This is a genomic window from Caballeronia sp. HLA56 (assembly GCF_054655155.1).
The window spans coordinates 994,022-1,018,004 of record NZ_BAAHOB010000001.1 but is presented as its reverse complement, the minus strand read 5'-3'; the positions used below and the strand labels follow the sequence as shown (position 1 = coordinate 1,018,004).

The following is a 23,983-nucleotide window of genomic DNA, read 5'->3' as shown; positions in this document are numbered from 1 at the left end:
CGTTCAGGCGGGTTTCGATTCACTCAAAATTTTGTTCGCCGCGATGGGAATGCGCGTGTCGTCCCATTGCGCGAGCCATTGAATCTCCTTTTGCGTGAAATAGCCGGGATGATTGCGCAGCGCGAACTGCAGGGAATCGACGATGTGATCGCGAATGATCTGCGGGGCGTTGTCGTCGTTGACAATCGCGTGAAGGGCTTCGAGTGTGCTCATGTTGCGTGGCCTGGCCGGTGAATAGGGAACGTCGGCGTCACCATAACCCGATAAAAATCGCGAAACATATTGCAGCGCGAAACTTTCCATGCGGCGGTTTCCTTACAGGAGCTTGCTAGAATCGGCGCGGATGCCTCAAATCGATCAACGCGCCGGACTTGAAGCGGGAGCCGCTTATGAACGACCTGGAGCGCGCTTCGCCTGGCGCGTGTTTGCGCTGCGAAGAGGGCGCGCATGCCTGATCGATCCTCGCGCCAAGCGTCTATTCATTCAGTCGGCTCGAATCAGCTCGGCATGCGCCAATTCAACGAGCGCATCGTGCTGCAGGCCATTCGTCTGCACGGCGCGCTGCCGAAGGCGGACATCGCGCGCCTCACGCGCCTTTCCATGCAAACGGCGTCGATGATCGTCGATCACCTTATCGACGACGGCCTGCTCGTGAAGGAAGCGCGAACGCGTGTGCCGGGGCGCCTCGGGCAGCCATCGGTGCCGATTGCGCTGCGAGCGGACGGCGCGTTTTCCATCGGCGTGAAAGTAGGGCGACGCAGCCTCGACGTGCTGTCGATGGACTTCACCGGCGCCATTCGCACGCGCGACACGCTCGACTATCCCTATCCCGATCCCGCCACGCTTTTCACGGAACTTGCCGCACGGCTCACGCGCGCCATCGACGCGCTCGGCGACGACGCGCGCAAGATCGCGGGCATCGGCGTGGCGGCGCCGTTGTGGCTCGGCGGCTGGCGCGATTTCTTCGATACGCCGCCCGACGTGCTCGCCGCATGGAACGAGATCGATATCCGCGGGCGCATTCAGGCGCTCACGGCGTTGCCCGTCGAGTTCGCAAAGGACACCACGGCCGCCTGCGCCGCCGAACTCGTGATGGGGCAAGGGCGCGGGTTGCGCAACTTTCTGTACGTGTTCATCGGGACGTTCATCGGCGGCGGGCTGGTCATCGACGGCCGCTTGCACGCGGGGCCGGGCGGCAACGCGGGAGCAATCGGCTCGCTGCCGCTGCAAAAGCGCGACGGTGCGGCGCAGTTGCTCAACACCGCGTCGGTCTATGTGCTCGAAAAGGCGTTCGCGGCGGCCGGCGCGCCCGCCGCCGCCGCTCACGACGAACGTGCATGGTCGGCTTCGCTGCGGCCGCTGTCCGAGGCGTGGCTCGACGACGCGTGCCCGGCGATCGCGTTGAGCATCGCGTCGTCGGCGGCTTTGCTGGATCTCGAGGCGGTCGTGATCGACGGCGAAATCGATCGCGGCTTGTTGCGCGAGATCATCCGGCGTACGGATGAAGCGCTCGGCCATTTCGACTGGCAAGGCATGACGCGTCCACGCCTGGTGGAAGGACAGATCGGTACCGATGCACGCGCGATGGGCGGCGCCATTCTGCCGCTTTACGCGCACTTCGCGCCGAAGCATGAATTGTTTTTGAAGCCGCTGGAGACTTGACACGGGCGGTTTGCATTGTCTATACAACGCGCTGGCAAACACGACAAATCGGCGTCGGGAAATCCCTAATACAATGAAAGTTGTATATACAAGAACATGAACTCGAATTCGGGCCTGCGAGAAATCCGCGTCCGTTCGCTCAATCTTCCGACGCGCAGGAGCCTGCCTCGTGACCTCATCTTTCCGTTATCGCGACACTGAAATTCGCGCCCCGCGCGGCACACGACTCAATGCCAAAAGCTGGCTGACTGAGGCACCGCTGCGCATGCTGATGAACAATCTCGACCCGGAAGTCGCCGAGAATCCGCGCGAACTGGTGGTCTATGGCGGAATTGGCCGCGCGGCGCGTGACTGGCCGAGCTTCGACAAGATCGTCGAAACGCTCAAGCGGCTCGAAGCGGATGAAACCCTGCTGATTCAATCGGGCAAGCCGGTTGGCGTCTTCAAGACGCATGAGAACGCGCCGCGCGTGCTCATCGCCAATTCGAATCTCGTGCCGCACTGGGCGAACTGGGAGCATTTCAACGAACTCGACGCCAAGGGTCTCGCCATGTACGGGCAGATGACGGCGGGAAGCTGGATCTACATTGGCAGCCAGGGAATCGTGCAGGGCACGTATGAAACCTTCGTCGAAGCCGGTCGGCAGCATTACGGCGGCGATCTCAAGGGACGTTGGGTGCTGACCGCCGGACTTGGCGGCATGGGTGGCGCGCAGCCGCTCGCCGCGACGCTCGCGGGCGCGTGTTCGCTCAATATCGAATGCCAGCAAAGCCGGATCGATTTCCGTCTGAAGACACGTTATGTCGATGAACAAGCCACCGATCTCGACGATGCCCTTGCCCGCATGCAGCAATACACGTCCGAAGGACGCTCGGTGTCAGTCGCACTCTGCGGGAACGCCGCCGATGTTTTGCCCGAACTCGTGCGCCGTGGCGTGCGCCCGGACCTCGTAACCGATCAGACGAGCGCGCACGATCCGCTCAACGGCTATCTGCCGAACGGCTGGACGTGGACGCAGTATCGCGATCGCGCGCAAAGCGATCCGCAGGGCACGGTGAAGGCGGCGAAGCAATCGATGGCCGAACACGTGCGGGCAATGCTCGCCTTCCGCGAACAAGGCGTGCCGGTGTTCGATTACGGCAACAACATCCGCCAGATGGCCAAGGACGAAGGCGTCACGAATGCGTTCGATTTCCCCGGCTTCGTGCCCGCCTATATCCGGCCGCTGTTTTGCCGGGGCGTCGGACCGTTCCGTTGGGCCGCGCTTTCTGGCGATCCGCAGGACATCTACAAGACCGACGCGAAGGTAAAGGAGCTGATCGCGGACGACGCGCATCTGCATCGCTGGCTCGACATGGCGCGCGAACGCATCAGCTTCCAGGGCTTGCCGGCGCGCATCTGCTGGGTCGGCCTCGGGCAACGCGCGAAGCTCGGCCTCGCGTTCAACGAGATGGTGCGCAACGGCGAGCTGTCCGCGCCGGTGGTGATCGGCCGCGATCATCTCGATTCCGGTTCGGTCGCGAGCCCCAACCGCGAGACCGAGTCGATGCGGGACGGCTCGGACGCCGTCTCCGACTGGCCGCTTCTCAACGCGCTGCTCAACACGGCGAGCGGCGCAACGTGGGTATCGATCCATCACGGCGGCGGCGTCGGCATGGGCTTTTCGCAGCACGCGGGCGTCGTCATCGTCTGCGATGGCAGCGTCGAAGCCGACGCGCGTATCGCCCGCGTGCTGCATAACGATCCGGCCACCGGCGTCATGCGTCATGCCGATGCGGGCTACGACATCGCCGTCGACTGCGCGCGCGAGCAAGGCCTCGACTTGCCGATGATCGACGGAGCGAACGGCAAGCGATGAACAAGCTCTGGCAGCATTGCCACGTCGCAACCATGACGGGCGGCAAGTATTCGATCATCGAAGATGCCGCGATCCTGACGCATGGCGGGCGTATCGAATGGATCGGGCCGCGCGTCGCCGCGCCGGAGCGCGATTGCGAGCGTATCGATCTCGAAGGCGCGTGGGTTACGCCGGGTCTAATCGATTGCCATACGCATCTCGTCTTCGGCGGCGACCGCAGCGGCGAATTCGAGGCCCGTCTGGAAGGCGCGAGCTACGCGGAGATCGCGGCGCGCGGCGGCGGTATTGCAAGCACGGTACGCGCGACGCGTGAAGCCAGCGAGGACGCGCTGTTCGAAAGCGCCCGCGCGCGCGCCGTCGGCCTGCTGCGCGACGGCGTGACCGTGCTCGAAGTCAAATCCGGCTACGGGCTCGATCTCGCGAACGAACGCAAGATGCTGAGAGTCGCGCGGCGTCTTGGCGAAACGCTGCCCTTGACCGTGCGCGCGACCTGTCTCGCAGCTCACGCACTGCCGCCCGAGTATGCGAATCGCGCGGACGACTACATCGCATTCGTCTGCGATGAAATGTTGCCGGCGCTCATCGATGAAGGCCTGGTCGATGCCGTCGATGCCTTTTGCGAGCATCTCGCGTTTTCGCCGCAACAAGTCGAGCGAGTGTTTCTCGCCGCGCAAAAACACGGCGTGCCGGTGAAGCTGCACGCCGAACAGTTGTCGTCGCTGCATGGTTCGACCCTCGCGGCGCGCTATCAGGCGCTTTCCGCCGATCATCTCGAATACATGACGGACGATGATGCCGCGGCGATGGCAAGCGCGGGCACCGTCGCCGTGCTGCTGCCTGGCGCGTTCTACATGCTGCGCGAAACGCAGCTACCGCCCGTCGATGCCTTGCGACGCCACGGCGTTCCAGTTGCACTCGCCAGCGATCTGAATCCCGGCACATCGCCCGCGCTTTCGTTGCGGATGATGCTCAACCTCGGCTGCACGCTCTTTCGTCTGACGCCGGAAGAAGCGCTCGCTGGCGTGACCCTTCATGCGGCGCGCGCACTCAGCCTGCACGGCTCGCATGGATCGCTGGAAGCGGGAAAGGCGGCGGACTTCGTCGCGTGGAAAATCGGTCGGCCGGCCGAACTGGCTTATTGGTTGGGCGGTTCATTGTCCAATTGCGTGGTGCGAAACGGCGAAGTGGTGACGACTTCTGTCTGGCAATACGGCCTTACGGCGTTAAGGTAATAAAAAAACGCCTCGTCCAAAAGCACGAGGCGTTTTTCGACAACCGATAAGAATCACACGCTGCGCTTGCGGATCATGCCCCACACGACGAGCAAGATGATTGCGCCGATCACGGAGGCGATCCATCCGGCGGGCTGCCCGGGCTGATACCAGCCGAGCGCGCGTCCCACATAGCCCGCCACCAGCGAACCGACGACCCCCAGCACAATGGTCATGATCCAGCCCATGCTGTCATCGCCTGGTTTGACGGCGCGCGCAATGAGCCCGATAACCAGTCCGACGATCAAAGTCCCGATGAATGCAAACATGCGGTAGCTCCTTCTGAATTGCTGCTCGTTGGCTGAGATTGCTCCGGACGCATTCCGGCACGTCCAAAGTAGCACGCGACAATGCGTTTGGATATGACACGCCGCGCGACTTGGCCGGGATTGGCCATTCGGCCAGTCTCCTTAGCACGTGGGATGCCACGTCATCTCGCGCGGTAAAATCCGTGTTCTGCATCACTTTGCCTGCACGGCGCCGCCATGACCGATTCCGATTTCCCCGCAACCGACGACCCGATTCACGAAGACCGCCTCTGGCGCGACGACGGCTGGACCGCTCGCGTCATGAAGAACGAAGACGACGATGGCTGGGCCGTCGCGATGATCCAGGCGGGCGAGGCCGAGCCCGCGCTCGTCGGCCCGTGGACCATGGGCCGCGACAAGAAGAACCCGAAGCCGCTGGACGCGAACGCTTTTCGCACGCTGGTCAAGACGGCGTCGGAGGTATTGCGCCGTCACGAGCAGCAGCGGCATGCCATGCTGCACAAGAACGTTTCCATCGACGTACGTGGCGAAGACGTTACCGTCACGCTGGAAATCGTCCCCGACGATGACGACCCCTACGCCAACCTGAAGGCCTTCGATGCATTTGGCACGCAGCTCGCGCACGTGCGCGTGTCGCCTGCGTTCAAGCTGAGCAAGACAAGCGCCGAACGCTGGGCCGAGAACGACTACGCGGCGCCGCATTGAGCGGCGCTCGAAAAGCGTCAGCGCAATAAAAAAGCCGTCGCATTTGCGACGGCTTGCAGACAACGAGCAGCGAGTCACCGACCCGCAGCTTATTTCACGACGAACTCGATACGACGGTTGGCGAAACGACCGCTTGCGGTGGCGTTATCGGCGATAGGGTTTGCGTCGCCGTAGCCGTTCGACGTGAGGGAATTCGAAGGCACGCCGGCTTTCATCAAATAGCCGCGCACGGCTTGAGCGCGTTCCCTCGACATTTCCAGTTTGGCTGACGGAACACCTGTTGCGTCCGAGTATCCCGCGACTTCGAGTTTGACCATCGAACCCTTGGCCGCGCAGTCTTTCAGCAACGCGGCAGTCTGATCCAGCGTGGCATACGCGTCTTGCGGCACGGTTGCGCTGGAGCGTCCGAAGTTGACCACCTGCAGATCGAGCACCTTCGAGAGCTTGTCGCCGGAACAGGAATCTTCCGCGGCGAGCAGTGTCTTCATGGCGCTGCGGAACGATTGCGTGGCATTGGCGACCGCGCTGTCCACGTTGAACGAGGTGACCTGAAACATGTCGCCGAAGGTGGTTTTCAAGCGATCCATCCAGCCGAATTTCGCTTCGGCGGCCGTGCCGCTCAGTTCAACCTTCGAACCCGCGATTTTCGCTTCCGCGCCCGGCACGGCCATTAGCGGCAAGAGATCCGTCACGTGCGAAAGCCACGTGGCGGGACGCGCTTGTGCATCGACGGAAACGTTGGCGCTGTAGTTCTTGCCAAAGTGCTGTTCAAGTGCATCGATTAGACGTTGCTTCTCGGCGTCCGTGGCAACGGTTGCCTCGATCGAAGGAACGCCCGCAGAACTCACGTGAAACAGCAAGCTGGCGTCTTTCGACTTCGCCGGTGCTGCATCGGGTACGGAAGCCGCCGCGATGCCGCTTGCGGCATCGACCGAGGAAGCAATCGCCGTTGCGGATGCCGTGTCCGCGCGCAGCGTGTCTGAACCATTGACTTGTGTCTCGACCGAAGATGCAGCCGGTGTGACCTGCGTGACGGGTGATGCAGCGGTCGACGCTCTCAGGTCGAACTTGTCGCCGTTCGTAAAGCCACGGTAGTACACCGCCGCGAGAATCGCGGCGAGCATGGCAAACAGGAGCCAAATCCATTTGTGCGACTTTTTCGGCGCGGGCTTGCGCACGGGTGCTCGCATTTGGGTCGTTGCGGCCGCGAAAGCGGGGGCGGGAGTGGAAGCAGGCGCAGGCGTGGGCGTGGGTGCGGGCGCGGGTGCGGGTGCGATAGGCGCAATGGCTCGCGGCGCCGGTGGGGCTGTCGTCGCAATGGCCGCCGTTGCCGGAATGGTTGCAATAGCGGGCTCAAGTGCCGGTTCCAGCGTCGAACCGACGGCATCCAGGCGGCCCGCGATATTGCTGGCAAAACCTTCCGTGTTGCCAAGACCAATGGCGGCCGCGATTCCGTTCGAAAGCGTTGCGCGGATTTCGGCTACCTGATCGCGCAACAGCGCGGGCAACGCATGCACCGAAACCTGCGAGAGCAGGAAGTAATGCTTCATCACACCGAACAACACGGCGGAGAGCATGCCCGAGAGGGCCGATGTAGCTTGTGCCGGCACGCCGGTCTCAATGGAAGCCGCATCTGTCAGAGCGTCGATGCGTTGTCCCGTCGCGCGCGCGGCCATCAAATGTCCGCTTGCTTCGAGGTGTTTGAGGCCACTCGTCGTGGTTATCACGTTGCTCAACTGATCCGCGATAAAAGCGTTCGCGTCCGGCGACATGACGACCGTGTACAGCGCGTTCGCGCCATCAGCAAAAGCCGAACGTTCCATGAGAGATGCAACGAGACCAGGCACTGCGCGTGCGGTCAGCTGCTGAACGATTTGCGCAGGGATACCGAATTTCTGCGATAGCTGTTCCGCGATTTGGTCCGTAATCGCGGACCTGACTGCCTGGACCAGATTGATGCTCATCGACTGTCTATCCTATATGCTGTAGCGCCAGATGAAGGCGCATTGACGCGACGCATTTTATATGCGCAGCTATCCTAAAATATTTTCGAGATACTTATTTACAGAAACCGTTACGTTCGTGTCACGGTTGAGCGGGCATGAGCTCGAATCAGCGTGCCCGAAGGGAAGAATCCGAGAAAAAGCGGGCCACGCGTTTGGCGGCGATTCCGAGCCATGATGCTTCGGATGGCATGGGTTCGTGCTGATGCACGTTCGATGCGAGGATGGCGTAGACCGGGTTCGAATGGACGAACGCGCGATACGACGCATCGAGAGGTGAAGTCCACACGCAAGCACGGCATTCGTGCTTCGAACAGCTGCTGCAGGGAGGTTGATCGCGCTTCATGACGGGTCCTTGACTTAACCTGTCGATGATGTTTGATCCTTGCGGGGAACGCGATCGGACGCTTCTGATTGGAGTCTTAAAATAACTCCGAAAGCATGCAAAATAGGATACTTCGCACGTTCGCAATCACATCAAGGAGACAGACGATGCATTACCTGATGATCTACGAACTCAGCGCCGACTATCTCGAGCGGCGCGCGGAATTTCGCGATGCGCATTTAAAGCTCGCCTGGCAGGCAGCCGAGCGCGGCGAGATCGTGCTGGCCGGTGCGCTCGATGCGCCCGCCGATCGCGCCATATTGCTGTTTCAGGGCGACTCGCCCGCGGTCGCCGAGGCGTTCGCACGTAACGATCCTTACGTGGTGAACGGTCTCGTCGAACGCTGGCAAGTGCGCAAGTGGAACACCGTGGTGGGCGAGGACGCGGCCACGCCCGTTCGTTAGACGTCGGCGGTTTCTTCCGAAGGCCGGTCGCGGCGTGCGGGCGCGTTGCGGCGCGCGGCGCGATAAAGGCTCGTGAGCGTATCGTCCATTTGCTGCGTGCGCTCGAAGAGGTCCGCGAGCCAGTCGACGAATACCGAGACGCGCGGCGTCGCCTGCCGGCTCTTCAAGAACGCCACCGAGACCCGCAGCGGCGGCGACTTCCATTGCGGCAGCACTTCCACCAGTTGCCCCGAGCGCAGATACGGCTGCGCGGCGATCCGCAACGGCTGTATCAGTCCGAGCCCTTCTATGCCGCACGCAAGATACGCGTGTTCATCGGCGACCTGGACGAAGCCGCGCATCTTCATGGTGACGGCTTCACCGTCCACGTCGAAATCGAAATCGGCGGGGCGGCCATTCTTGCTCGACACGCAGTTCACCGCGACGTGCTGCGCGAGTGAATCGACCGATGCGGGCATGCCGTGCTTTTCCAGATACGCGGGACTCGCGCAAGTCACTTGTTCGAGCACGCCAAGCCGCCGCGCGATGAGCCCCGAGTCAGGCAATTCGCCAAGCTGCACGCTGCAATCGACGCCTTCGCCGACCAGATCGACATTACGCATGCCGATGCCGATCGACAGTTCGATCTGCGGATAACGCGCATGGAACTCCGGCAACGCGGGCACGACGATGGACGTCGCGACGGTGTCCGGCATCTCCACGCGCAACCGTCCGCGCAGACGTTCCTCGCCCGCGCCGAAGCCGGATTCGAGTTCGTCGATATCCGCGAGAATCTGCGCGCAACGTTCGTAATAAGCGGCGCCGTCGACCGTGAGGTTCAGGCGGCGCGTGGTGCGGGCGAGCAATTGCACGCCGATCAATGCTTCGAGTTGTTGCACAGTCGTCGAGACGCTTGCACGCGGCATGCCGAGCGATTCGGCAGCGCGCGTGAAGCTGTTCGTATCGACGACACGCGTAAAGACACGCATGGCATGGACGCGATCGATCACGTTGAGTTTTCCTTATTCCGACGATGGAAAGGCGATGCGCGCCACTACACACCGCCGCTTGACCGGGCAGGCGAAGCGGCGGGAAACAAGGCACATCGGCGATGATCACATCGTAAGGATTCGAAACCCTTGCGTGAATACACAAAACTGGACGATTCTTGCCCGATTCTTCCCGCGCCCGTGTGAAGGCGTAATCAAAGCGTCGGCATTTCGCCGCGCAGACGGCCCGAGAGTCCCGACATATCCGCGCCCGACGGCGCTTGGTAGAGCCGCAATCCCATCTCCGGAAGAATGGACAGCAGATGGTCGAAGACATCGCCCTGAATGCGCTCGTACTGCGTCCAGGCGGTCGTCGCGGTGAAGCAGTAGACCTCCACCGGAATGCCCTGCGATTCGGGCTCCATCATGCGCACCATGATCGTCATGTCCTGCCGGATCTCGGGATGCCGCTGCAAGTAAGCCAGCGCGTAGGCGCGAAACGTGCCGATGTTCGTGAGCCTGCGCCGGTTCGCGGGTTCGTTGGCGAGTTCGCCGAGATTGCGGTTGGCCTGTTCGACTTCCGTTTGTTTTTGCTGCAGATAATCGTGCAGCAGGCGAAAGCGCATGAGACGGTCGGTTTCGTCGTCGCTTAGAAAGCGCACGCATTGCGCGTCGATACGCATGGTCCGCTTGATGCGCCGCCCGCCCGATTCGAACATGTGCCGATAATTGCGATAGCTCTCCGAAAAGAGCTTGTAGGTCGGCACCGTGGTGACCGTGTTGTCCCAGTTCTGCACCTTGACCGTATGCAACGCGATGTCCTTCACGAAGCCATCGGCGGATGCTTGCGGCATCTCGATCCAGTCGCCTATGCGCAGCATGTCGTTCGACGTGAGCTGCGTGCTCGCGACGAGCGACAGCAGCGTGTCCTTGAACACGAGCAGCAGCACGGCGGACAACGCGCCGAGACCCGAGAGCATCCAGAGCGGCGAACGGTCGATGAGAATGGACAGCACGAGCACGCTGCACACCAGCGCGAGCGCGAGCTTGCCGATCTGGACATAGCCCTTGATGGAGCGCGTCTGCGCTTCCTTGCTCGATGCATAGACATCCTGCCACGCCGATAACGCGCTGCCCGTCGCGAGGAACACGCACACCCACGCGCCGCTGTGCGCCACACGCTCGATGACCGTCGCCCAGCGGCCGATATGCGGCACGTCGTCGATACCGAGCGCAATGGTCGCAAACGGCACCGCGTACCACAACCGGTGATAGGCGCGCCGGCGGATGAACGCCTGATCCCACGCGGTGTGTCCGGCCAGCACGAGCAGCCGGTGCGCGATCACGAGCACGATGCGCGCGACCACCCACTGCACGAAGAGCGCGACGAGCGCCAGCATGACGATGCCGAAGACCAGTTGCGCCCACGGATGCGTGGGCAAATGCTGTTGCAACTGGTCGGGCAGAAAATCGAGATTCATGGCTTCCACGAAAGGGCGAATGCAAGGCGCCCCTTATTGTGCATGAACGCGCACCATTTCCGCGCGCACGGTTTGCTCGATGACCGTCTTATCGAAAACCCGCGTTCGATGAAAATGAATTTTTTTCGGCGATTGTTTTGGGTAAATATACTTTCATTGCATTTGCTTACAGCGGGAGTTGTTCCAGCGCCCATGTCACGCTTACCAGCGGTCCATCCGTCGACGGATGCCGACGATCTGATCTCCGCGCGCATCGCGGCGGCCATGCCGGGCCTGACGCCGATCCATCAGCGCATGGGCGCGTTCGTGCTCGCCAACCTGTTTCGCTCGGCCACCATGCGGATCGACGAACTGGCGGAAGCGGTCGGGGCATCGGTTGCCACGGCGAACCGCTTTGCGCGCGCGCTCGGTTTTTCCGGCTATCCCGCGTTTCGCGAGGCGCTGGTGCGCGGCTTCGAAGCCACCATCGCGCCGGTCGAACGATTGCGCTCCGCGCTGGAATCGCCCGCTAGCGGCGCGGATGTCTTCGATGCCTCGCTCGCGCAGGCCTCGGCGAACCTGCGTCTTGCCCAGACTTCCGTCGATGCCGCGAAGGCCGTCGCCGTCGTCGAAGCCATTCTCGCGGCGCGCCAGGTCTTCGTGCTCGGTTACGGCGCGAGCGCGTTCCTCGCCGGTCTCATGGAGCATGGCCTCACGCCTTATTGCGCGAACGTGCAGTCGCTCGCGCTGACGGGCGGGCCATCGCATGCGGCGCGGCGTCTGTTCACGGCATCGCGCGAGGATTTGCTCGTTGCCATCGCCTTCCCGCGCTATGTCGACGACACCATCACGCTTGCGCGGCAAGCGCGCGACCATGGCGTGCGCGTGGTTGCGCTCACCGACAGCATCGCGTCGCCGCTCGCGCGTATCGCGGATCTCGTGCTGACCATCGGCGCGGAACGGCGGCTCGCCGCGAATTGCGACACCGCCGTGCTTGCCGTCATCGAAGCCTTGTGCGACGCCGTTGCGCATCGCGCGAAGCGTTCGGTCGAGGCGGCATCCGGATTGACCGAATTCGTGCTGCCGTGGCTCGTCGCACCTTCTATCCTCAAGAGTGCGTCCGGCGTGCAAACACCGCGCCGCCGGCAGACTCGACATCCCCACACGGAGCCGCGCGAATCATGAACGCCATTCCGGTCATTGCCATTCACGGCGGCGCCGGCACGATCGTACGCGCCGCGCTCAAGAGCGACGCCGAAGCGCGCTATCACGCGGCGCTCGCGGAGATTCTGCGCGCGGTTGAACGCCTGCTCGCCGATGGCGGCAGCGCACTCGACGCCGTCACCGAAGCCGTGCGTCTGCTCGAAAATTGTCCGCTTTTCAATGCAGGTCACGGCGCGGTCTTCACGTCCGCGGGCACGCACGAACTCGATGCATCCATCATGGACGGCGCGACGCTCGAAGCAGGCGCCGTCTCGTGCGTGACGCGCTTGAAGAACCCGGTGCTCGCCGCGCGCCGCGTGCTCGACGTGAGCGAACACGTGATGTTTACGGCGGCCGGCGCGGAAGCGTTCGCGGCGGCGCAAGGCCTCGAATTCGTCGAGCCGTCGTACTTTCATACCGATGCGCGCTACGAGCAATGGCAGAAGGCGCGTGGCGCATCCGGCACGATGCTCGATCACGACGCCGCGACGCTCGCCGCGGGCGAAGACGATCCGCTCGATCCCGCGAAGAAGTTCGGCACGGTCGGCGCGGTGGCGCTCGACGCGCACGGTCATCTCGCGGCCGCGACATCGACGGGCGGCATGACCAACAAGCAGATCGGCCGCGTCGGCGATGCTCCGTTGATCGGCGCGGGCTGCTACGCGAACGATGCGACCTGTGCGGTCTCGACCACGGGCACGGGCGAGATGTTCATGCGCATGCTGGCTGCCTACGACGTGGCGGCGCAGATGGAATATCGCGGGCTGCCGCTCGAAGTCGCCGCGCGCGATGTCGTGATGAACAAGCTGCCGCGTATCGATGGACGCGGCGGGCTCATCGCCGTCGATGCAAAGGGCAATGTCACGCTGCCGTTCAATACCGAAGGGATGTATCGCGGGTTCGCGCGCGTGGGCGAGCAACCCTTCACGGCGATCTACCGCACATGACGACGTTACCCGACGCACGCGTCATCGACGTACGCGATCTCTCCGTCACTTTCCGCTCGCGCTCGCGCACGGTCGAAGCGGTGCGCAACATGTCTTTTGCCGTCGATCGTGGCGAGACGCTCGCCATTGTCGGCGAATCGGGATCGGGCAAGTCGGTGACGTCGCTTGCGCTCATGCGTCTCGTCGAACACGGCGGCGGCGCGGTGACGGCAGGCAGCATGGCGTTCCGGCGACGCAGCGGGCAAGTGCTCGATCTGGCGCAAGCCTCGTCCGCCACGATGCGCGGCGTGCGCGGCGCCGATATCGCGATGATCTTCCAGGAGCCGATGACCTCGCTCAATCCAGTGTTCACGGTGGGCGATCAAATCGCGGAAGCCATCGCGCTGCATCAGGGCAAGAGCCGCGCGGAGGCGAAGAACGAAGTGCTGCGTCTGCTCGATCTCGTGCGCATTCCCGAGGCGCGCCGCGTGTTCGGGCGCTATCCGCATCAGTTGTCGGGCGGTATGCGGCAGCGCGTGATGATCGCCATGGCGCTTTCGTGCCGGCCCGCGCTGCTCATTGCCGACGAACCGACCACCGCGCTCGACGTGACCATTCAGGCGCAGATTCTGCAACTCGTGCGCGGCCTACAGGACGAGATGAACATGGCCGTGATCTTCATCACGCACGACATGGGCGTGGTCGCGGAAGTGGCGGATCGCGTGCTGGTGATGTATCGCGGCGAGAAGGTGGAGGAAGCCGAATCCGACGCGCTGTTCGCGCGTCCGCGGCATCCGTACACGAAGGCGCTGCTCGCCGCCGTGCCGACGCTCGGCGCGATGCAGGGCACCGATCGCCCCGCCAAGTTTCCGATTCTCGAAGTGGAGCCTGCCGAACTCGCCCCCGACGATGCCAGCGCGCTGCGGCCATCCGCGGCGGTCGAAAGAGAGACGCAGCCCGCCATCGACGAAACCGCGCGGCCAATTTTGCGCGTGCGCGATCTGGTCACGCGCTTTCCGGTGAAGACCGGCATCTTCGGACGCACGACGGCGGCGGTGCATGCGGTCGAGCGCGTGAGTTTCGATCTGCGTCCGGGCGAGACGCTTGCGCTCGTCGGCGAATCGGGCTGCGGCAAGTCGACCACGGGGCGCTCGCTCTTGCGGCTCGTCGAAAGCCAGAGCGGTTCCATCGAATTCGACGGACGCGACATCAGCGCGCTGAAAGGCCCCGAACTTCAGGCGCTGCGCCGCAATATCCAGTTCATCTTTCAGGACCCGTTCGCCTCGCTGAATCCACGTTTGACCGTGGGCTTTTCCGTGATGGAACCGCTCCTCGTCCACAACGTCGCAAGCGGACGGGAAGCGCAACAACGCGTGGATTGGCTGCTCGAAAAAGTCGGCTTGCCGCCCGAAGCCGCGCAGCGTTATCCGCATGAATTCTCGGGCGGGCAACGTCAACGGATCGCCATTGCGCGTGCGCTTGCATTGAACCCGAAAGTCGTGATCGCCGATGAATCCGTCTCCGCGCTCGATGTCTCCGTGCGCGCGCAGATCGTCAATCTCATGCTCGATCTGCAGCGCGAACTCGGCGTCGCGTATCTCTTCATCTCGCACGACATGGCGGTGGTCGAGCGCGTGAGTCATCGCGTGGCGGTGATGTATCTCGGGCAGATCGTCGAGATCGGGCCGCGCGCGGCGGTGTTCGAAGCGCCGCGTCATCCGTACACGAGAAAGCTGATGAGCGCGGTGCCGGTGGCCGATCCCGCGCGCCGTCACGCCAAACGCATGCTCGCCGCCGACGAAATACCGAGCCCCATTCGCAAACTCGGCGACGAACCGGTGGTGGCGAAACTCGTTGCGGTCGGCCCGGACCATTATGTCGCCGAGCATCATGTCGGCGGCGCTTATTAAGCGCTAGTCAAGATCAGTCAAGTCAAAGGAGTCTAACGATGCCGTCAACGAAATCCAGCTCCATGCGCGCGCTTTTAGCCGCGAGCGCATGCGTATTCAGCGCGCTTGCCGCCGCGCCCGCGTTTGCCCAGAGCACCGCCGTGATGGCGGTGGCCTCGACCTTCACGACGATGAACCCCTACGATGCCAACGACACGCTCTCGCAAGCGGTCGCCAAGTCGTTCTATCAAGGGCTCTTCGGCTTCGACAAGGACATGAAGATTCAGCCCGTGCTCGCGACGAGCTACGAAGCGAGTCCGGACGCGAAGGTCTACACGGTCAAGCTGCGGCAGGGCGTGAAGTTTCAGGACGGCACCGACTTCAACGCCGAAGCCGTGAAGACAACCTTCGACTGGGTCACGGACCCGAACAACAAGCTCAAGCGCTACGGTCTTTTCAACAAGATAGAGAAGACCGAAGTGATCGATCCGTACACGGTGAAGATCACGCTCAAGATGCCGTTTTCCGCGTTCATCAACGTGCTCGCGCATCCGGCGGGCGTGATGATTTCGCCCACCGCGTTGAAGCAATACGGCAAGGACATCGCGTTTCATCCGGTCGGCACGGGACCGTTCGAGTTCGTCGAATGGAAGCAGACCGACGACCTGAAGGTGAAGAAGTTCGCGGGCTATTGGAAGAAGGGCTATCCGAAGATCGACATGATCGACTGGAAGCCGGTGGTCGATAACAACACGCGCGCCGCGCTCATGCAAACGGGCGAAGCGGACTTCGCTTTTTCGATTCCGTTCGAGCAGGCCGCGACGCTCAAGGCGAGCCCGAAGGTTGATCTGATCGCGGCGCCTTCCATCATTCAGCGCTACGTGAGCATGAACACGTCGCAGAAGCCTTTCGATAATCCGAAGGTGCGTCAAGCGCTCAACTATGCGATCAACAAGGACGCGCTCGTGAAGGTTGCATTTGCCGGTTACGCGGTGCCGTCCGAAGGCGTGGCGCCGCCGGGCGTGGACTTCTCCACCAAGCTCGGGCCGTGGAAATACGATCCGGCCAAGGCGCGCGAGCTGCTGAAGGAAGCGGGTTATCCGAACGGTTTCGAGACCGTGTTGTGGTCGGGCTATAACCACACGACGGCGCAGAAGATCATCCAGTTCGTGCAGCAGCAGCTGGCGCAAGTGGGCGTGAAGACCACGATCGAAGCGCTCGAAGCCGGCCAGCGCGTGCAGCGCGTGGAAAGCGCACCGGAGCCGGCCACCGCGCCGGTGCGCATGTACTACGTCGGCTGGTCGTCGTCGACGGGCGAAGCGGACTGGGCCATCTCGCCCTTGCTCGCGAGTTCGTCGTTTCCGCCGAAGCTCTTCAACACGGCCTATTACAAGAACGATACCGTCGATTCCGATCTGCAAAAGGCGCTCACCACGACCGACCGAAAGGAGAAGACGCAGCTTTACGCCGACGCGCAAAAGCGCATCTGGGACGACGCCCCGTGGATCTTCCTCGTCACGGAGAAAGTGGTGTATGCGCGCAGCAAGCGTCTGACGGGCGCTTACGTCATGCCCGACGGCTCGTTCAATTTCGACGACATCGCGATCAAGTAAAGCGCCTCGACGATGCTTACCTTCCTCGCCAAACGCCTCTTCGGGCTCTTGCCGACGCTCTTCATCGTCGCGGTGCTGGTGTTTCTGTTCGTGCACATGTTGCCGGGCGATCCCGCGCGTTTGGCCGCCGGGCCCGAAGCGGATCAGGCGACGGTTGCGCTCGTGCGGGCCGATCTCGGTCTCGACAAGCCCTTGCCGCAGCAATTCGCGAGCTTCTTCGGCAAGATCGTGCATTTCGACTTCGGCATGTCCACGCGCAGCAAGCGGCCGGTGAGCACGGAGATCGGCGAGCGCTTCATGCCGACGCTCTGGCTCACGCTCGCGAGCATGGCGTGGGCCGTGGCGTTCGGCATGGCGATAGGCATCGTCTCGGCGGTCTGGCGCAACCAGTGGCCGGACCGGCTCGGCATGACCATCGCGGTATCGGGCATCTCGTTTCCCGCCTTCGCGCTCGGCATGTTGCTGATGGAAATCTTTTCGGTGAAGCTCGGCTGGCTGCCTATCGTCGGCGATGGCTCGTGGCAGAGCTACGTGCTGCCGTCGCTCACGCTCGGCGCGGCCGTGGCCGCCGTGATGGCGCGCTTCACGCGCGCGTCGTTCGTCGAAGTGCTCGGCGAGGACTTCGTGCGCACCGCGCGCGCGAAGGGCGTGCACGAGCCGATGGTTATCGTCAAACACTGCCTGCGTAACGCGATGATCCCCGTCGTCACCATGATGGGCCTGCAGTTCGGCTTCCTGCTGGGCGGCTCGATCGTGGTCGAGAAAGTGTTCAACTGGCCGGGGCTCGGGCGCCTGCTCGTCGATGCCGTCGAGATGCGCGACTATCCCGTGATCCAGGCCGAAGTGCTGCTGTTTTCGCTGGAGTTCATCGTCATCAATCTGGTGGTCGATGTCCTCTACGCGGTCATCAACCCGACCATTCGTTTCAAGTGAGGACCGCATGAGTGTGACAGCCACAGAGGCGAAGGTCGCGGTCGCGCCGCAACAGGAGATCCGCACGCCGTGGACGGAGTTCTGGCGCAAGCTCAAGCGTCAGCCCGTGGCGCTCGCGGCGGCCGTGTTCGTCGTGCTTCTGATCCTGATCGCGGTGATCGCGCCGTATATCGCGCCTTACGACGCGGAAAATTATTTCGATTACGACGCGCTCAACGCGGGGCCTTCGGCAGCGCACTGGTTCGGTGTCGACTCGCTCGGCCGCGACATTTTGAGCCGCATTCTCGTCGGCAGCCGCATTTCGCTCTCGGCGGGCTTGCTGTCGGTCGTGATCGGCGCGGTGATCGGCACGTTCTTCGGGCTGCTCGCGGGCTACTACGAAGGCTGGTGGGACCGCATCGTCATGCGTATTTCAGACGTGCTGTTCGCGTTCCCCGGCATTCTGCTCGCCATCGGCGTGGTGGCCATTCTCGGTAACGGCATGATCAACGTGATCTGCGCGGTGGCTATCTTCAGCATTCCCGCGTTCGCGCGGCTCGTGCGCGGCAATACGCTCGCGCTCAAGCACCTGACGTATATCGAGGCGGCGCGCAGCATAGGCGCGTCGGACTGGACCATCATCATGCGGCACATTCTGCCGGGGACCATTTCCTCGGTCGTCGTGTATTTCACCATGCGTATCGGCACGTCGATCATCACGGCGGCGAGTCTCTCGTTTCTCGGCCTTGGCGCGCAGCCGCCGACGCCCGAGTGGGGTGCGATGCTCAACGAAGCCCGCGCCGACATGGCGATGGCACCGCATGTCGCCATCTTCCCGAGCCTCGCGATCTTTCTCACGGTGCTTGCGTTCAATCTGCTCGGCGACGGTCTGCGCGACGCGCTCGATCCCAAGCTCGACCGGCCGTGAAGCCGCCGCATATCGGCGTGCTCGACGCGGGCGCGCGCAACAGTATCGCGGACGTGACGGGCGTGAGCGTTGGCCATTACACCCTCGCCGATGGCGCGATTCAAACCGGCGTGACGGTGGTGCGCGCGCATGACGGCGATGCGTATCGCAACAAGACGCCAGCGGCGGCATGCGTCATCAACGGCTTCGGCAAGAGCGTCGGGCTCGTGCAGATCGATGAACTCGGCGTGATCGAAACGCCTGTCGCGCTCACCAACACCTTCGCGGCCGGCACGGTGGCGAACGCGCAGATCCGCGCGGCGCTCGAAGGCAATCCGCGCATTGGCCGCGACTGGCCGAGCGTGAATCCGCTAGTGCTCGAATGCAACGACGGCTTTCTGAACGACATGCAGGCGTTCGCCGTCGAAGAAGCGCATTACCGGCATGCGCTCGCTTCGTGTTCGCCGGACTTCGCGCGCGGCGCCGTGGGCGCGGGACGCGGCATGTCGTGCTTCGACTTGAAGGGCGGGATTGGCACGGCCTCGCGTGTCGTCGATATCGGCGATGAACGCTACACCACGGGCGCGCTCGTGCTCGCCAACTTCGGACGCTTGCCGCAACTCACGATTGCCGGCGATGCCATTGGACACACGCTGCAAGCGCAGGCGCCACAACGCGAGCAAGGTTCGATCATCATGCTGATCGCCACCGACGCACCGCTCGATGCGCGGCAGCTTCGCCGTCTCGCCATGCGCGCCGCAGCCGGGCTCGCGCGCACCGGTTCGGTCTTCGGTCACGGTAGCGGCGACATTGCGCTGGCGTTTTCGACGGCGTACACCGTGCCTCATGACGCCGAGTTCATCGACTTGCCGCGCTTGCTGCCGGACGCGCGTCTCGATCCGCTCTTTCAATGCGTGGCGGACGCCACCGAACAGGCCATTCTCGACGCGCTCTTCAGCGCCGAAAGCGTCACGGGCCGCGACGGGCATCGTCGCGCGTCGCTCAACGAAGTGTGGAAAAGCCAATGAAAGTGTTGATTTCGGTGGATATTGAAGGCGTCGCGGGCGTGTTCCATCCGGAGCAAACGCGCGCGGGCAACGGCGAATACGAACAGGCGCGCCGCTTCATGACGAACGAAGCGAACGCCGCCGTGCTCGGTGCCTTCGATGGCGGCGCGACCGAAGTCTGGGTCAACGATTCTCACGGCGGCTTTCGTAATCTATTGCCGAACGCGTTCGATCCGCGCGCGCGTCTCGTGCTCGGCAAGCCGCGCACGCTCGGCATGATGGCGGGACTGGAGGCATCGCCGGAACTGGTGTTCATGGTCGGCTATCACGCGCGGGCGCAGAGTCGCGGAATTCTCGCGCATACCATCAACAGCGCTGCATTTGCGCGCGTGATGCTCGACGGAGAAGAGGTTGGCGAGGCCGCGCTCTATGGGCAGCTTGCCGAGGCGCGCGGCGCACGCGTCGCGCTCATCACGGGCGACGACGTGTTCGGCGCGGAGACCTTGCCCGTGTTCCCGGATGCGAACTTCGTTTGCGTGAAGACGGCGCACGGCTATTCGAGCGGCGTTACGGATACGCCTGAAGCCGCGTGCGCATCGATCAGGCGCGCGGCGAAGGAGACGGTCGAGGCCTCGCGTCATTCAAGTTCACGCGCACACCATGCACCGGACTCACGCCGTTGCGAACTGCGCACGCAAAGCTCCGCTTATGCCGATCTCTTCTGTCAGTGGCCGACGCTCGAACGGCTCGATGCCGTCACGCTCGCCTTCGATGCGCCCGGCATCGAACAGGTCGTACGCACACTCAATTGCCTTTCGGCAATGTCCTTCATGTTACGGTGAACGGAGGAACTATCGTTAGAATGGAGGTCTTGGCTGATCGGTCATCGGCACGGTACTTTCTTCAACGATTTTTTGCAGGCGCTTTCATGCACGACGTGAAGCTCGAACACAACGACGATGCGACGCTCGATCCCGCCGCTCCGCAACTCGTCATGCGCGGCTCGCTTTTCATCGACGGCCACGAAGCCGGTTGCTGGGAAGAGCGGCGCAATGGCACATGGGCGGCGCGGCTGCGGCACGCCGAGCAGTGGATCGTCGAGACGAGCCGCGCGGCGCTGATCGAGCGGCTTGCCACTGACGCCTGAGCGCATCCCGAGTGCGGACAACCTTTCAATCACATCGATTTTATTTATGTATTTGTCGATCATCGCGGTGGGAATAGGCGGCGGGCTGGGATCGCTGCTTCGTTGGGCGCTCGGTTTGCGCCTCAATGGAATCTTTCCAAACCTGCCGCTCGGCACCTTTGCATCGAATGTGATTGCCGGATACATCATCGGCGTGGCGGTCGCGACCTTTGCGCGCTTGCCGGACATCTCCGTTGAATGGCGTCTCTTCGTCACGACCGGTCTGATGGGCGGCTTGTCCACGTTCTCCACGTTCTCGGCCGAAGTGGTCGCGCATCTTCAGCAAGGGCGGCCCGGCTGGGCGCTCGCGGAGATCGCGCTGCACGTCGGCGCGTCGCTCGCAATGACCGCGCTCGGTATTGCGACGGTGGCCTGGGTCAGCTGATCCACGCACGTTGCCGCAGCGCCGCGTTCCGCATGAACTCCTACTTTTTTCCCGCGTGTCTTCACGCTCTTTCGCCGCTGCTTCGCGCACGCGGCTTGTTTCTTTTGACTGCAATACGAAGGTGATGAGATGGTCGAGTTCGAGTCCCAGTTCCCGAGAGTTGACATCAGACCGTACCAGGCGAGTGACCTCGACGGCGTAATCGATCTGTTCGTGCGCGCCGTTCGTGAAAGCGCGTCCGAGTACTACAGCCCGGCACAAATCGATGCCTGGGCGCAAACCGACCGCGAGGAGTGGCATGCCGCCCGCCTCAGCCGGCCAACCTGGGTGGCATTCACGGACGACGAGCTCGCCGGTTTCGCCGATGTCCACGAAAACGGGCTCATCGACATGATGTTCGTCGAGCCGAGGCATCAGCGCAAAGGCGTGGCCACCGCGCTGCTCGCGTCCATCGAGGAGCTTGCCGAGAAAAACGGCATGCGCGTGCTGCACACGTATGCGAGCTTGGGCTCGCAGCCGTTCTTCGAGTATTGCGGCTTCACCATGCTGCTTGCGCGGGCTGTCGAGGTGCGGGGGCAGCGCTTCGCGCAACTCGTGATGGAGAAAGTGCTGTAGCTGTATAGACAAGTCAAGCGCTATGTTCGGGATTGCCTCGGTGTAATCCCGGATATCCCCTTGTTTCGTCCTTTCTGCCCGTTTAGACTTGTGCCTAACTTGTATAGACAGGAAGAAACATGATTACGCTCACGCCTGGCAAGCTCACGCTGCCGCAATTACGCCGCATCGCGCGCGGATCGGATTCGCTGAATCTCGATCCCGCGAGCTTCGCCGCCATCGACGCGAGCGCGCGCGCCGTTGCCGCGATCGCCGCCAAGGGTGATCCGGCCTACGGCATCAATACGGGCTTTGGGCGGCTCGCCAACACTCACATTCCCGCCGATCAGCTCGAACTTCTGCAGCGCAACCTGGTGCTGTCGCATGCGGTCGGCGTCGGCGAACCGATGTCGCGACCGGTCGTGCGTCTTTTGATGGCCCTCAAGCTGTCGAGTCTCGGGCGCGGCCATTCGGGCATTCGCCGCGAATTGATCGACGCCCTCGTCACGCTTTTCAATGCCGATGTATTGCCCGTCATCCCCGTGAAAGGCTCGGTCGGCGCGTCGGGCGATCTCGCGCCGCTCGCGCATATGTCGACGGTGCTGCTCGGTATCGGCGAAGTCATGGTGCGCGGCGAACGCGCAAGCGCGCTAGATGGCCTCAAGCTGGCCGGGCTCGAACCGCTCACGTTGCAGGCGAAGGAAGGGCTCGCGCTGTTGAACGGCACGCAGGCATCGGCGGCGCTCGCGCTTTACAACCTCTTTGCCATCGAGGACCTGTTTTGCACCGGCCTCGTTGCGGGCGCGCTGTCCGTCGACGCGGCCGCGGGCTCCGTCGTGCCGTTCGATGCACGTATCCATGAGTTGCGCGGACATCGCGGGCAGATCGATTCGGCGGCGGCGTATCGCACGTTGCTGGCGGGCTCGGGCATCAACCTGTCGCACGCCGATTGCGAGAAGGTTCAGGACCCGTACAGCCTGCGCTGTCAGCCGCAAGTGATGGGCGCGTGTCTGGATCAGATGCGTCATGCGGCCGACGTGCTCTTGATCGAATCGAATGCGGTTTCCGACAATCCGCTGATTTTCCCGGACACGGGCGAAGTGCTCTCAGGCGGCAACTTTCACGCGGAACCCGTTGCCTTCGCCGCCGATAACCTCGCGCTCGCCGCCGCCGAAATCGGCGCGCTGGCCGAGCGCCGCATCGCGCTTCTGATCGACTCGACGCTTTCCGGCTTGCCGCCGTTTCTCGTACGCGATGGCGGCGTGAACTCCGGCTTCATGATCGCGCATGTGACGGCGGCGGCGCTCGCGTCCGAGAACAAGACGCTCGCGCATCCTGCTTCCGTGGATTCCTTGCCGACCTCGGCGAATCAGGAAGATCACGTTTCCATGGCGACCTTTGCCGCGCGCAAGCTCGGCGATATCGCGAGCAACACGGCCAATATTCTCGCCATCGAACTGCTTGCGGCAGCGCAAGGCGTCGATCTGCGCGCGCCGCATCGCACGAGCGCGCCACTTATCGACGTGATGCAGACCATCCGCGCGCAAGTCGCGCATTACGACCTCGATCATTACTTCGCGCCCGATATCGCCGCCATTGCGACGCTCGTGCAGGCGGGCGAGATTGCAAAGCACAGTCCGTTTTCCTTTGCCTCGGAACAGAGCGCGGATCGAAGCGCATGAGCACGCCCGCGTATCAGGAGATCAAGGACTACATCCTCGAGCGCATTCACGGCGGCGAATGGAAGGAGGGCGATCAGGTGCCCTCCGAGAACGAGCTCGCGCGCGAGTTCAAAGTGGCGCGCATGACGGTGAATCGCGCGGTGCGTGAACTGACGGCCGAACAGGTGCTCACGCGTGTGCAGGGCGCGGGCACGTTCGTGGCGCAGCCGAAATACGCTTCGACACTGGTCGAGATTCGCAGTATCTCCGATGAAATCGTCGCGCGCGGGCATGCGTATCGCGCGGCGGTGCTGCATCTGGGTGCCTCTATCGTCGATGAAGCGCTAGCCGCCGAAATGCAGCTTGCGCTCGGCAGTCCCGTGTTTCATTCGCGTGTGCTGCACTTCGAGAACGACGAGCCCGTGCAACTCGAAGAGCGCTACGTGAACCCGGCCATTGCGCCGGAGTACGCGCGTCAGGACTTCACGAAGATCACGCCGAATCAATATCTGATGGTTGCCGCGCCCTTGCAGCGGGTTGAATATCGGATCGAGGCGTCGTTGCCATCGCCGGAGATTCGCCATGCGCTCGCGATGAAAGATCACGAGCCGTGTCTGCTGCTGCATCGGCGAACATGGTCGCGCGACACGGTGGCGTCGGTCGCGAATCTGTGGCATCCCGGCGACCGCTATCAGTTCACCGGCCACTTTTGATC

At 63.0% G+C, this 23,983-nt stretch carries 24 protein-coding genes; 18 read left to right on the top strand and 6 right to left on the bottom strand.

The window, feature by feature from the left end:
* Positions 1 to 3 precede the first annotated feature (3 nt).
* Entirely contained in the window at positions 4 to 213 is a 210-nt protein-coding gene (locus tag ACYQ47_RS04750) for a hypothetical protein (RefSeq protein ID WP_244829350.1), read from the bottom strand.
* A 234-nt stretch (positions 214 to 447) separates the two neighbouring features.
* On the opposite strand from ACYQ47_RS04750, the gene ACYQ47_RS04745 reads away from it, so the two are divergent.
* From ACYQ47_RS04745 to hutI, 3 genes are all read left to right on the top strand, one after another.
* Entirely contained in the window at positions 448 to 1,662 is a 1,215-nt protein-coding gene (locus ACYQ47_RS04745) for an ROK family transcriptional regulator (protein ID WP_459904620.1), read from the top strand.
* A gap of 169 nt (positions 1,663 to 1,831) precedes the next feature.
* On the top strand, positions 1,832 to 3,520 hold the full coding sequence (gene hutU / locus ACYQ47_RS04740; protein WP_459904619.1) for a urocanate hydratase: 1,689 nt from the start codon (positions 1,832 to 1,834) through the stop codon (positions 3,518 to 3,520).
* On the top strand, positions 3,517 to 4,752 hold the full coding sequence (gene hutI / locus ACYQ47_RS04735; protein WP_459904618.1) for an imidazolonepropionase: 1,236 nt from the start codon (positions 3,517 to 3,519) through the stop codon (positions 4,750 to 4,752). The genes hutU and hutI overlap by 4 nt, the downstream gene beginning before the upstream one ends.
* A 53-nt stretch (positions 4,753 to 4,805) precedes the next feature.
* Here the strand turns inward: hutI and ACYQ47_RS04730 are convergent, their stop codons facing one another.
* Positions 4,806 to 5,060: a GlsB/YeaQ/YmgE family stress response membrane protein gene (locus ACYQ47_RS04730; protein WP_244829354.1), complete on the bottom strand. Its 255-nt coding sequence runs from the start codon at positions 5,058 to 5,060 to the stop codon at positions 4,806 to 4,808.
* A 216-nt stretch (positions 5,061 to 5,276) separates the two neighbouring features.
* On the opposite strand from ACYQ47_RS04730, the gene ACYQ47_RS04725 reads away from it, so the two are divergent.
* The gene (locus ACYQ47_RS04725) at positions 5,277 to 5,765 is read left to right on the top strand and encodes a hypothetical protein (protein ID WP_244829355.1); all 489 of its coding nucleotides are present in this window, start codon (positions 5,277 to 5,279) and stop codon (positions 5,763 to 5,765) included.
* 89 nt (positions 5,766 to 5,854) lie between these two features.
* Here the strand turns inward: ACYQ47_RS04725 and ACYQ47_RS04720 are convergent, their stop codons facing one another.
* Positions 5,855 to 7,729 (bottom strand): OmpA family protein, encoded by a 1,875-nt coding sequence (locus ACYQ47_RS04720; RefSeq protein WP_459904617.1) that lies wholly within the window; start codon positions 7,727 to 7,729, stop codon positions 5,855 to 5,857.
* A 148-nt stretch (positions 7,730 to 7,877) separates the two neighbouring features.
* Positions 7,878 to 8,057, bottom strand: coding sequence for a hypothetical protein (locus tag ACYQ47_RS04715; protein ID WP_244829357.1), 180 nt, complete (start codon positions 8,055 to 8,057; stop codon positions 7,878 to 7,880).
* Positions 8,058 to 8,260: 203 nt separating this feature from the next.
* Between ACYQ47_RS04715 and ACYQ47_RS04710 the strand changes: the two genes are divergently transcribed.
* Positions 8,261 to 8,557 carry a YciI-like protein gene (locus ACYQ47_RS04710; protein ID WP_459904616.1) on the top strand — a complete coding sequence of 99 codons (297 nt, stop codon included), beginning with the start codon at positions 8,261 to 8,263 and terminating at the stop codon, positions 8,555 to 8,557.
* Here ACYQ47_RS04710 and ACYQ47_RS04705 read toward each other — a convergent pair.
* Positions 8,554 to 9,546, bottom strand: coding sequence for a LysR family transcriptional regulator (locus ACYQ47_RS04705; protein WP_244829359.1), 993 nt, complete (start codon positions 9,544 to 9,546; stop codon positions 8,554 to 8,556). The two genes, ACYQ47_RS04710 and ACYQ47_RS04705, sit on opposite strands and share 4 nt — an antisense overlap.
* 194 nt (positions 9,547 to 9,740) lie before the next feature.
* A complete protein-coding gene (locus ACYQ47_RS04700; RefSeq protein WP_244829360.1) occupies positions 9,741 to 11,006 on the bottom strand; it encodes a mechanosensitive ion channel family protein in 1,266 nt (421 codons plus the stop codon).
* A gap of 192 nt (positions 11,007 to 11,198) precedes the next feature.
* Here ACYQ47_RS04700 and ACYQ47_RS04695 point away from each other — a divergent pair, with 192 nt between their 5' ends.
* From ACYQ47_RS04695 to hutC, 13 genes are all read left to right on the top strand, one after another.
* Positions 11,199 to 12,170: a MurR/RpiR family transcriptional regulator gene (locus ACYQ47_RS04695; protein WP_250526854.1), complete on the top strand. Its 972-nt coding sequence runs from the start codon at positions 11,199 to 11,201 to the stop codon at positions 12,168 to 12,170.
* On the top strand, positions 12,167 to 13,135 hold the full coding sequence (locus ACYQ47_RS04690) for an isoaspartyl peptidase/L-asparaginase family protein (RefSeq protein ID WP_250510204.1): 969 nt from the start codon (positions 12,167 to 12,169) through the stop codon (positions 13,133 to 13,135). Before ACYQ47_RS04695 ends, ACYQ47_RS04690 begins: the two co-directional genes overlap by 4 nt.
* Complete coding sequence (locus ACYQ47_RS04685; protein WP_250493577.1) at positions 13,132 to 15,024, top strand: dipeptide ABC transporter ATP-binding protein; 1,893 nt, start codon at positions 13,132 to 13,134, stop codon at positions 15,022 to 15,024. The genes ACYQ47_RS04690 and ACYQ47_RS04685 overlap by 4 nt, the downstream gene beginning before the upstream one ends.
* A 62-nt stretch (positions 15,025 to 15,086) precedes the next feature.
* A complete protein-coding gene (gsiB, locus tag ACYQ47_RS04680; RefSeq protein ID WP_370652206.1) occupies positions 15,087 to 16,616 on the top strand; it encodes a glutathione ABC transporter substrate-binding protein GsiB in 1,530 nt (509 codons plus the stop codon).
* Positions 16,617 to 16,628: 12 nt separating this feature from the next.
* Positions 16,629 to 17,549 carry a glutathione ABC transporter permease GsiC gene (gene gsiC / locus ACYQ47_RS04675; protein WP_244829365.1) on the top strand — a complete coding sequence of 307 codons (921 nt, stop codon included), beginning with the start codon at positions 16,629 to 16,631 and terminating at the stop codon, positions 17,547 to 17,549.
* A 7-nt stretch (positions 17,550 to 17,556) separates the two neighbouring features.
* Positions 17,557 to 18,456: a glutathione ABC transporter permease GsiD gene (gsiD, locus tag ACYQ47_RS04670; protein ID WP_250493576.1), complete on the top strand. Its 900-nt coding sequence runs from the start codon at positions 17,557 to 17,559 to the stop codon at positions 18,454 to 18,456.
* On the top strand, positions 18,453 to 19,463 hold the full coding sequence (locus tag ACYQ47_RS04665) for a DmpA family aminopeptidase (protein WP_250526850.1): 1,011 nt from the start codon (positions 18,453 to 18,455) through the stop codon (positions 19,461 to 19,463). The genes gsiD and ACYQ47_RS04665 overlap by 4 nt, the downstream gene beginning before the upstream one ends.
* Positions 19,460 to 20,284, top strand: coding sequence for a M55 family metallopeptidase (locus tag ACYQ47_RS04660; RefSeq protein WP_244829368.1), 825 nt, complete (start codon positions 19,460 to 19,462; stop codon positions 20,282 to 20,284). Before ACYQ47_RS04665 ends, ACYQ47_RS04660 begins: the two co-directional genes overlap by 4 nt.
* An 86-nt stretch (positions 20,285 to 20,370) precedes the next feature.
* Entirely contained in the window at positions 20,371 to 20,589 is a 219-nt protein-coding gene (locus ACYQ47_RS04655) for a hypothetical protein (protein ID WP_459904615.1), read from the top strand.
* Positions 20,590 to 20,635: 46 nt separating this feature from the next.
* Positions 20,636 to 21,013: a fluoride efflux transporter CrcB gene (gene crcB, locus ACYQ47_RS04650; protein WP_244829370.1), complete on the top strand. Its 378-nt coding sequence runs from the start codon at positions 20,636 to 20,638 to the stop codon at positions 21,011 to 21,013.
* A 129-nt stretch (positions 21,014 to 21,142) separates the two neighbouring features.
* Positions 21,143 to 21,628 (top strand): GNAT family N-acetyltransferase, encoded by a 486-nt coding sequence (locus tag ACYQ47_RS04645; RefSeq protein ID WP_459904614.1) that lies wholly within the window; start codon positions 21,143 to 21,145, stop codon positions 21,626 to 21,628.
* Between the two features lie 119 nt (positions 21,629 to 21,747).
* Complete coding sequence (gene hutH, locus ACYQ47_RS04640; protein WP_459904613.1) at positions 21,748 to 23,289, top strand: histidine ammonia-lyase; 1,542 nt, start codon at positions 21,748 to 21,750, stop codon at positions 23,287 to 23,289.
* Positions 23,286 to 23,981: a histidine utilization repressor gene (gene hutC, locus ACYQ47_RS04635; protein WP_244829373.1), complete on the top strand. Its 696-nt coding sequence runs from the start codon at positions 23,286 to 23,288 to the stop codon at positions 23,979 to 23,981. The genes hutH and hutC overlap by 4 nt, the downstream gene beginning before the upstream one ends.
* Positions 23,982 to 23,983 lie beyond the last annotated feature (2 nt).

Coding starts and splice junctions, on each gene's coding strand:
- ACYQ47_RS04725 (WP_244829355.1), top strand. CDS start 5,277: ATGACCGATTCCGATTTCCCCGCAACCGACGACCCGATTCACGAAGAC.
- hutH (WP_459904613.1), top strand. CDS start 21,748: ATGATTACGCTCACGCCTGGCAAGCTCACGCTGCCGCAATTACGCCGC.
- gsiD (WP_250493576.1), top strand. CDS start 17,557: ATGAGTGTGACAGCCACAGAGGCGAAGGTCGCGGTCGCGCCGCAACAG.
- crcB (WP_244829370.1), top strand. CDS start 20,636: ATGTATTTGTCGATCATCGCGGTGGGAATAGGCGGCGGGCTGGGATCG.
- ACYQ47_RS04690 (WP_250510204.1), top strand. CDS start 12,167: ATGAACGCCATTCCGGTCATTGCCATTCACGGCGGCGCCGGCACGATC.
- ACYQ47_RS04720 (WP_459904617.1), bottom strand. CDS start 7,729: ATGAGCATCAATCTGGTCCAGGCAGTCAGGTCCGCGATTACGGACCAA.
- gsiC (WP_244829365.1), top strand. CDS start 16,629: ATGCTTACCTTCCTCGCCAAACGCCTCTTCGGGCTCTTGCCGACGCTC.
- ACYQ47_RS04710 (WP_459904616.1), top strand. CDS start 8,261: ATGCATTACCTGATGATCTACGAACTCAGCGCCGACTATCTCGAGCGG.
- ACYQ47_RS04660 (WP_244829368.1), top strand. CDS start 19,460: ATGAAAGTGTTGATTTCGGTGGATATTGAAGGCGTCGCGGGCGTGTTC.
- ACYQ47_RS04645 (WP_459904614.1), top strand. CDS start 21,143: ATGGTCGAGTTCGAGTCCCAGTTCCCGAGAGTTGACATCAGACCGTAC.
- hutC (WP_244829373.1), top strand. CDS start 23,286: ATGAGCACGCCCGCGTATCAGGAGATCAAGGACTACATCCTCGAGCGC.
- ACYQ47_RS04655 (WP_459904615.1), top strand. CDS start 20,371: ATGCACGACGTGAAGCTCGAACACAACGACGATGCGACGCTCGATCCC.
- gsiB (WP_370652206.1), top strand. CDS start 15,087: ATGCGCGCGCTTTTAGCCGCGAGCGCATGCGTATTCAGCGCGCTTGCC.
- ACYQ47_RS04750 (WP_244829350.1), bottom strand. CDS start 213: ATGAGCACACTCGAAGCCCTTCACGCGATTGTCAACGACGACAACGCC.
- ACYQ47_RS04685 (WP_250493577.1), top strand. CDS start 13,132: ATGACGACGTTACCCGACGCACGCGTCATCGACGTACGCGATCTCTCC.
- ACYQ47_RS04695 (WP_250526854.1), top strand. CDS start 11,199: ATGTCACGCTTACCAGCGGTCCATCCGTCGACGGATGCCGACGATCTG.
- ACYQ47_RS04730 (WP_244829354.1), bottom strand. CDS start 5,060: ATGTTTGCATTCATCGGGACTTTGATCGTCGGACTGGTTATCGGGCTC.
- hutI (WP_459904618.1), top strand. CDS start 3,517: ATGAACAAGCTCTGGCAGCATTGCCACGTCGCAACCATGACGGGCGGC.
- ACYQ47_RS04745 (WP_459904620.1), top strand. CDS start 448: ATGCCTGATCGATCCTCGCGCCAAGCGTCTATTCATTCAGTCGGCTCG.
- ACYQ47_RS04700 (WP_244829360.1), bottom strand. CDS start 11,006: ATGAATCTCGATTTTCTGCCCGACCAGTTGCAACAGCATTTGCCCACG.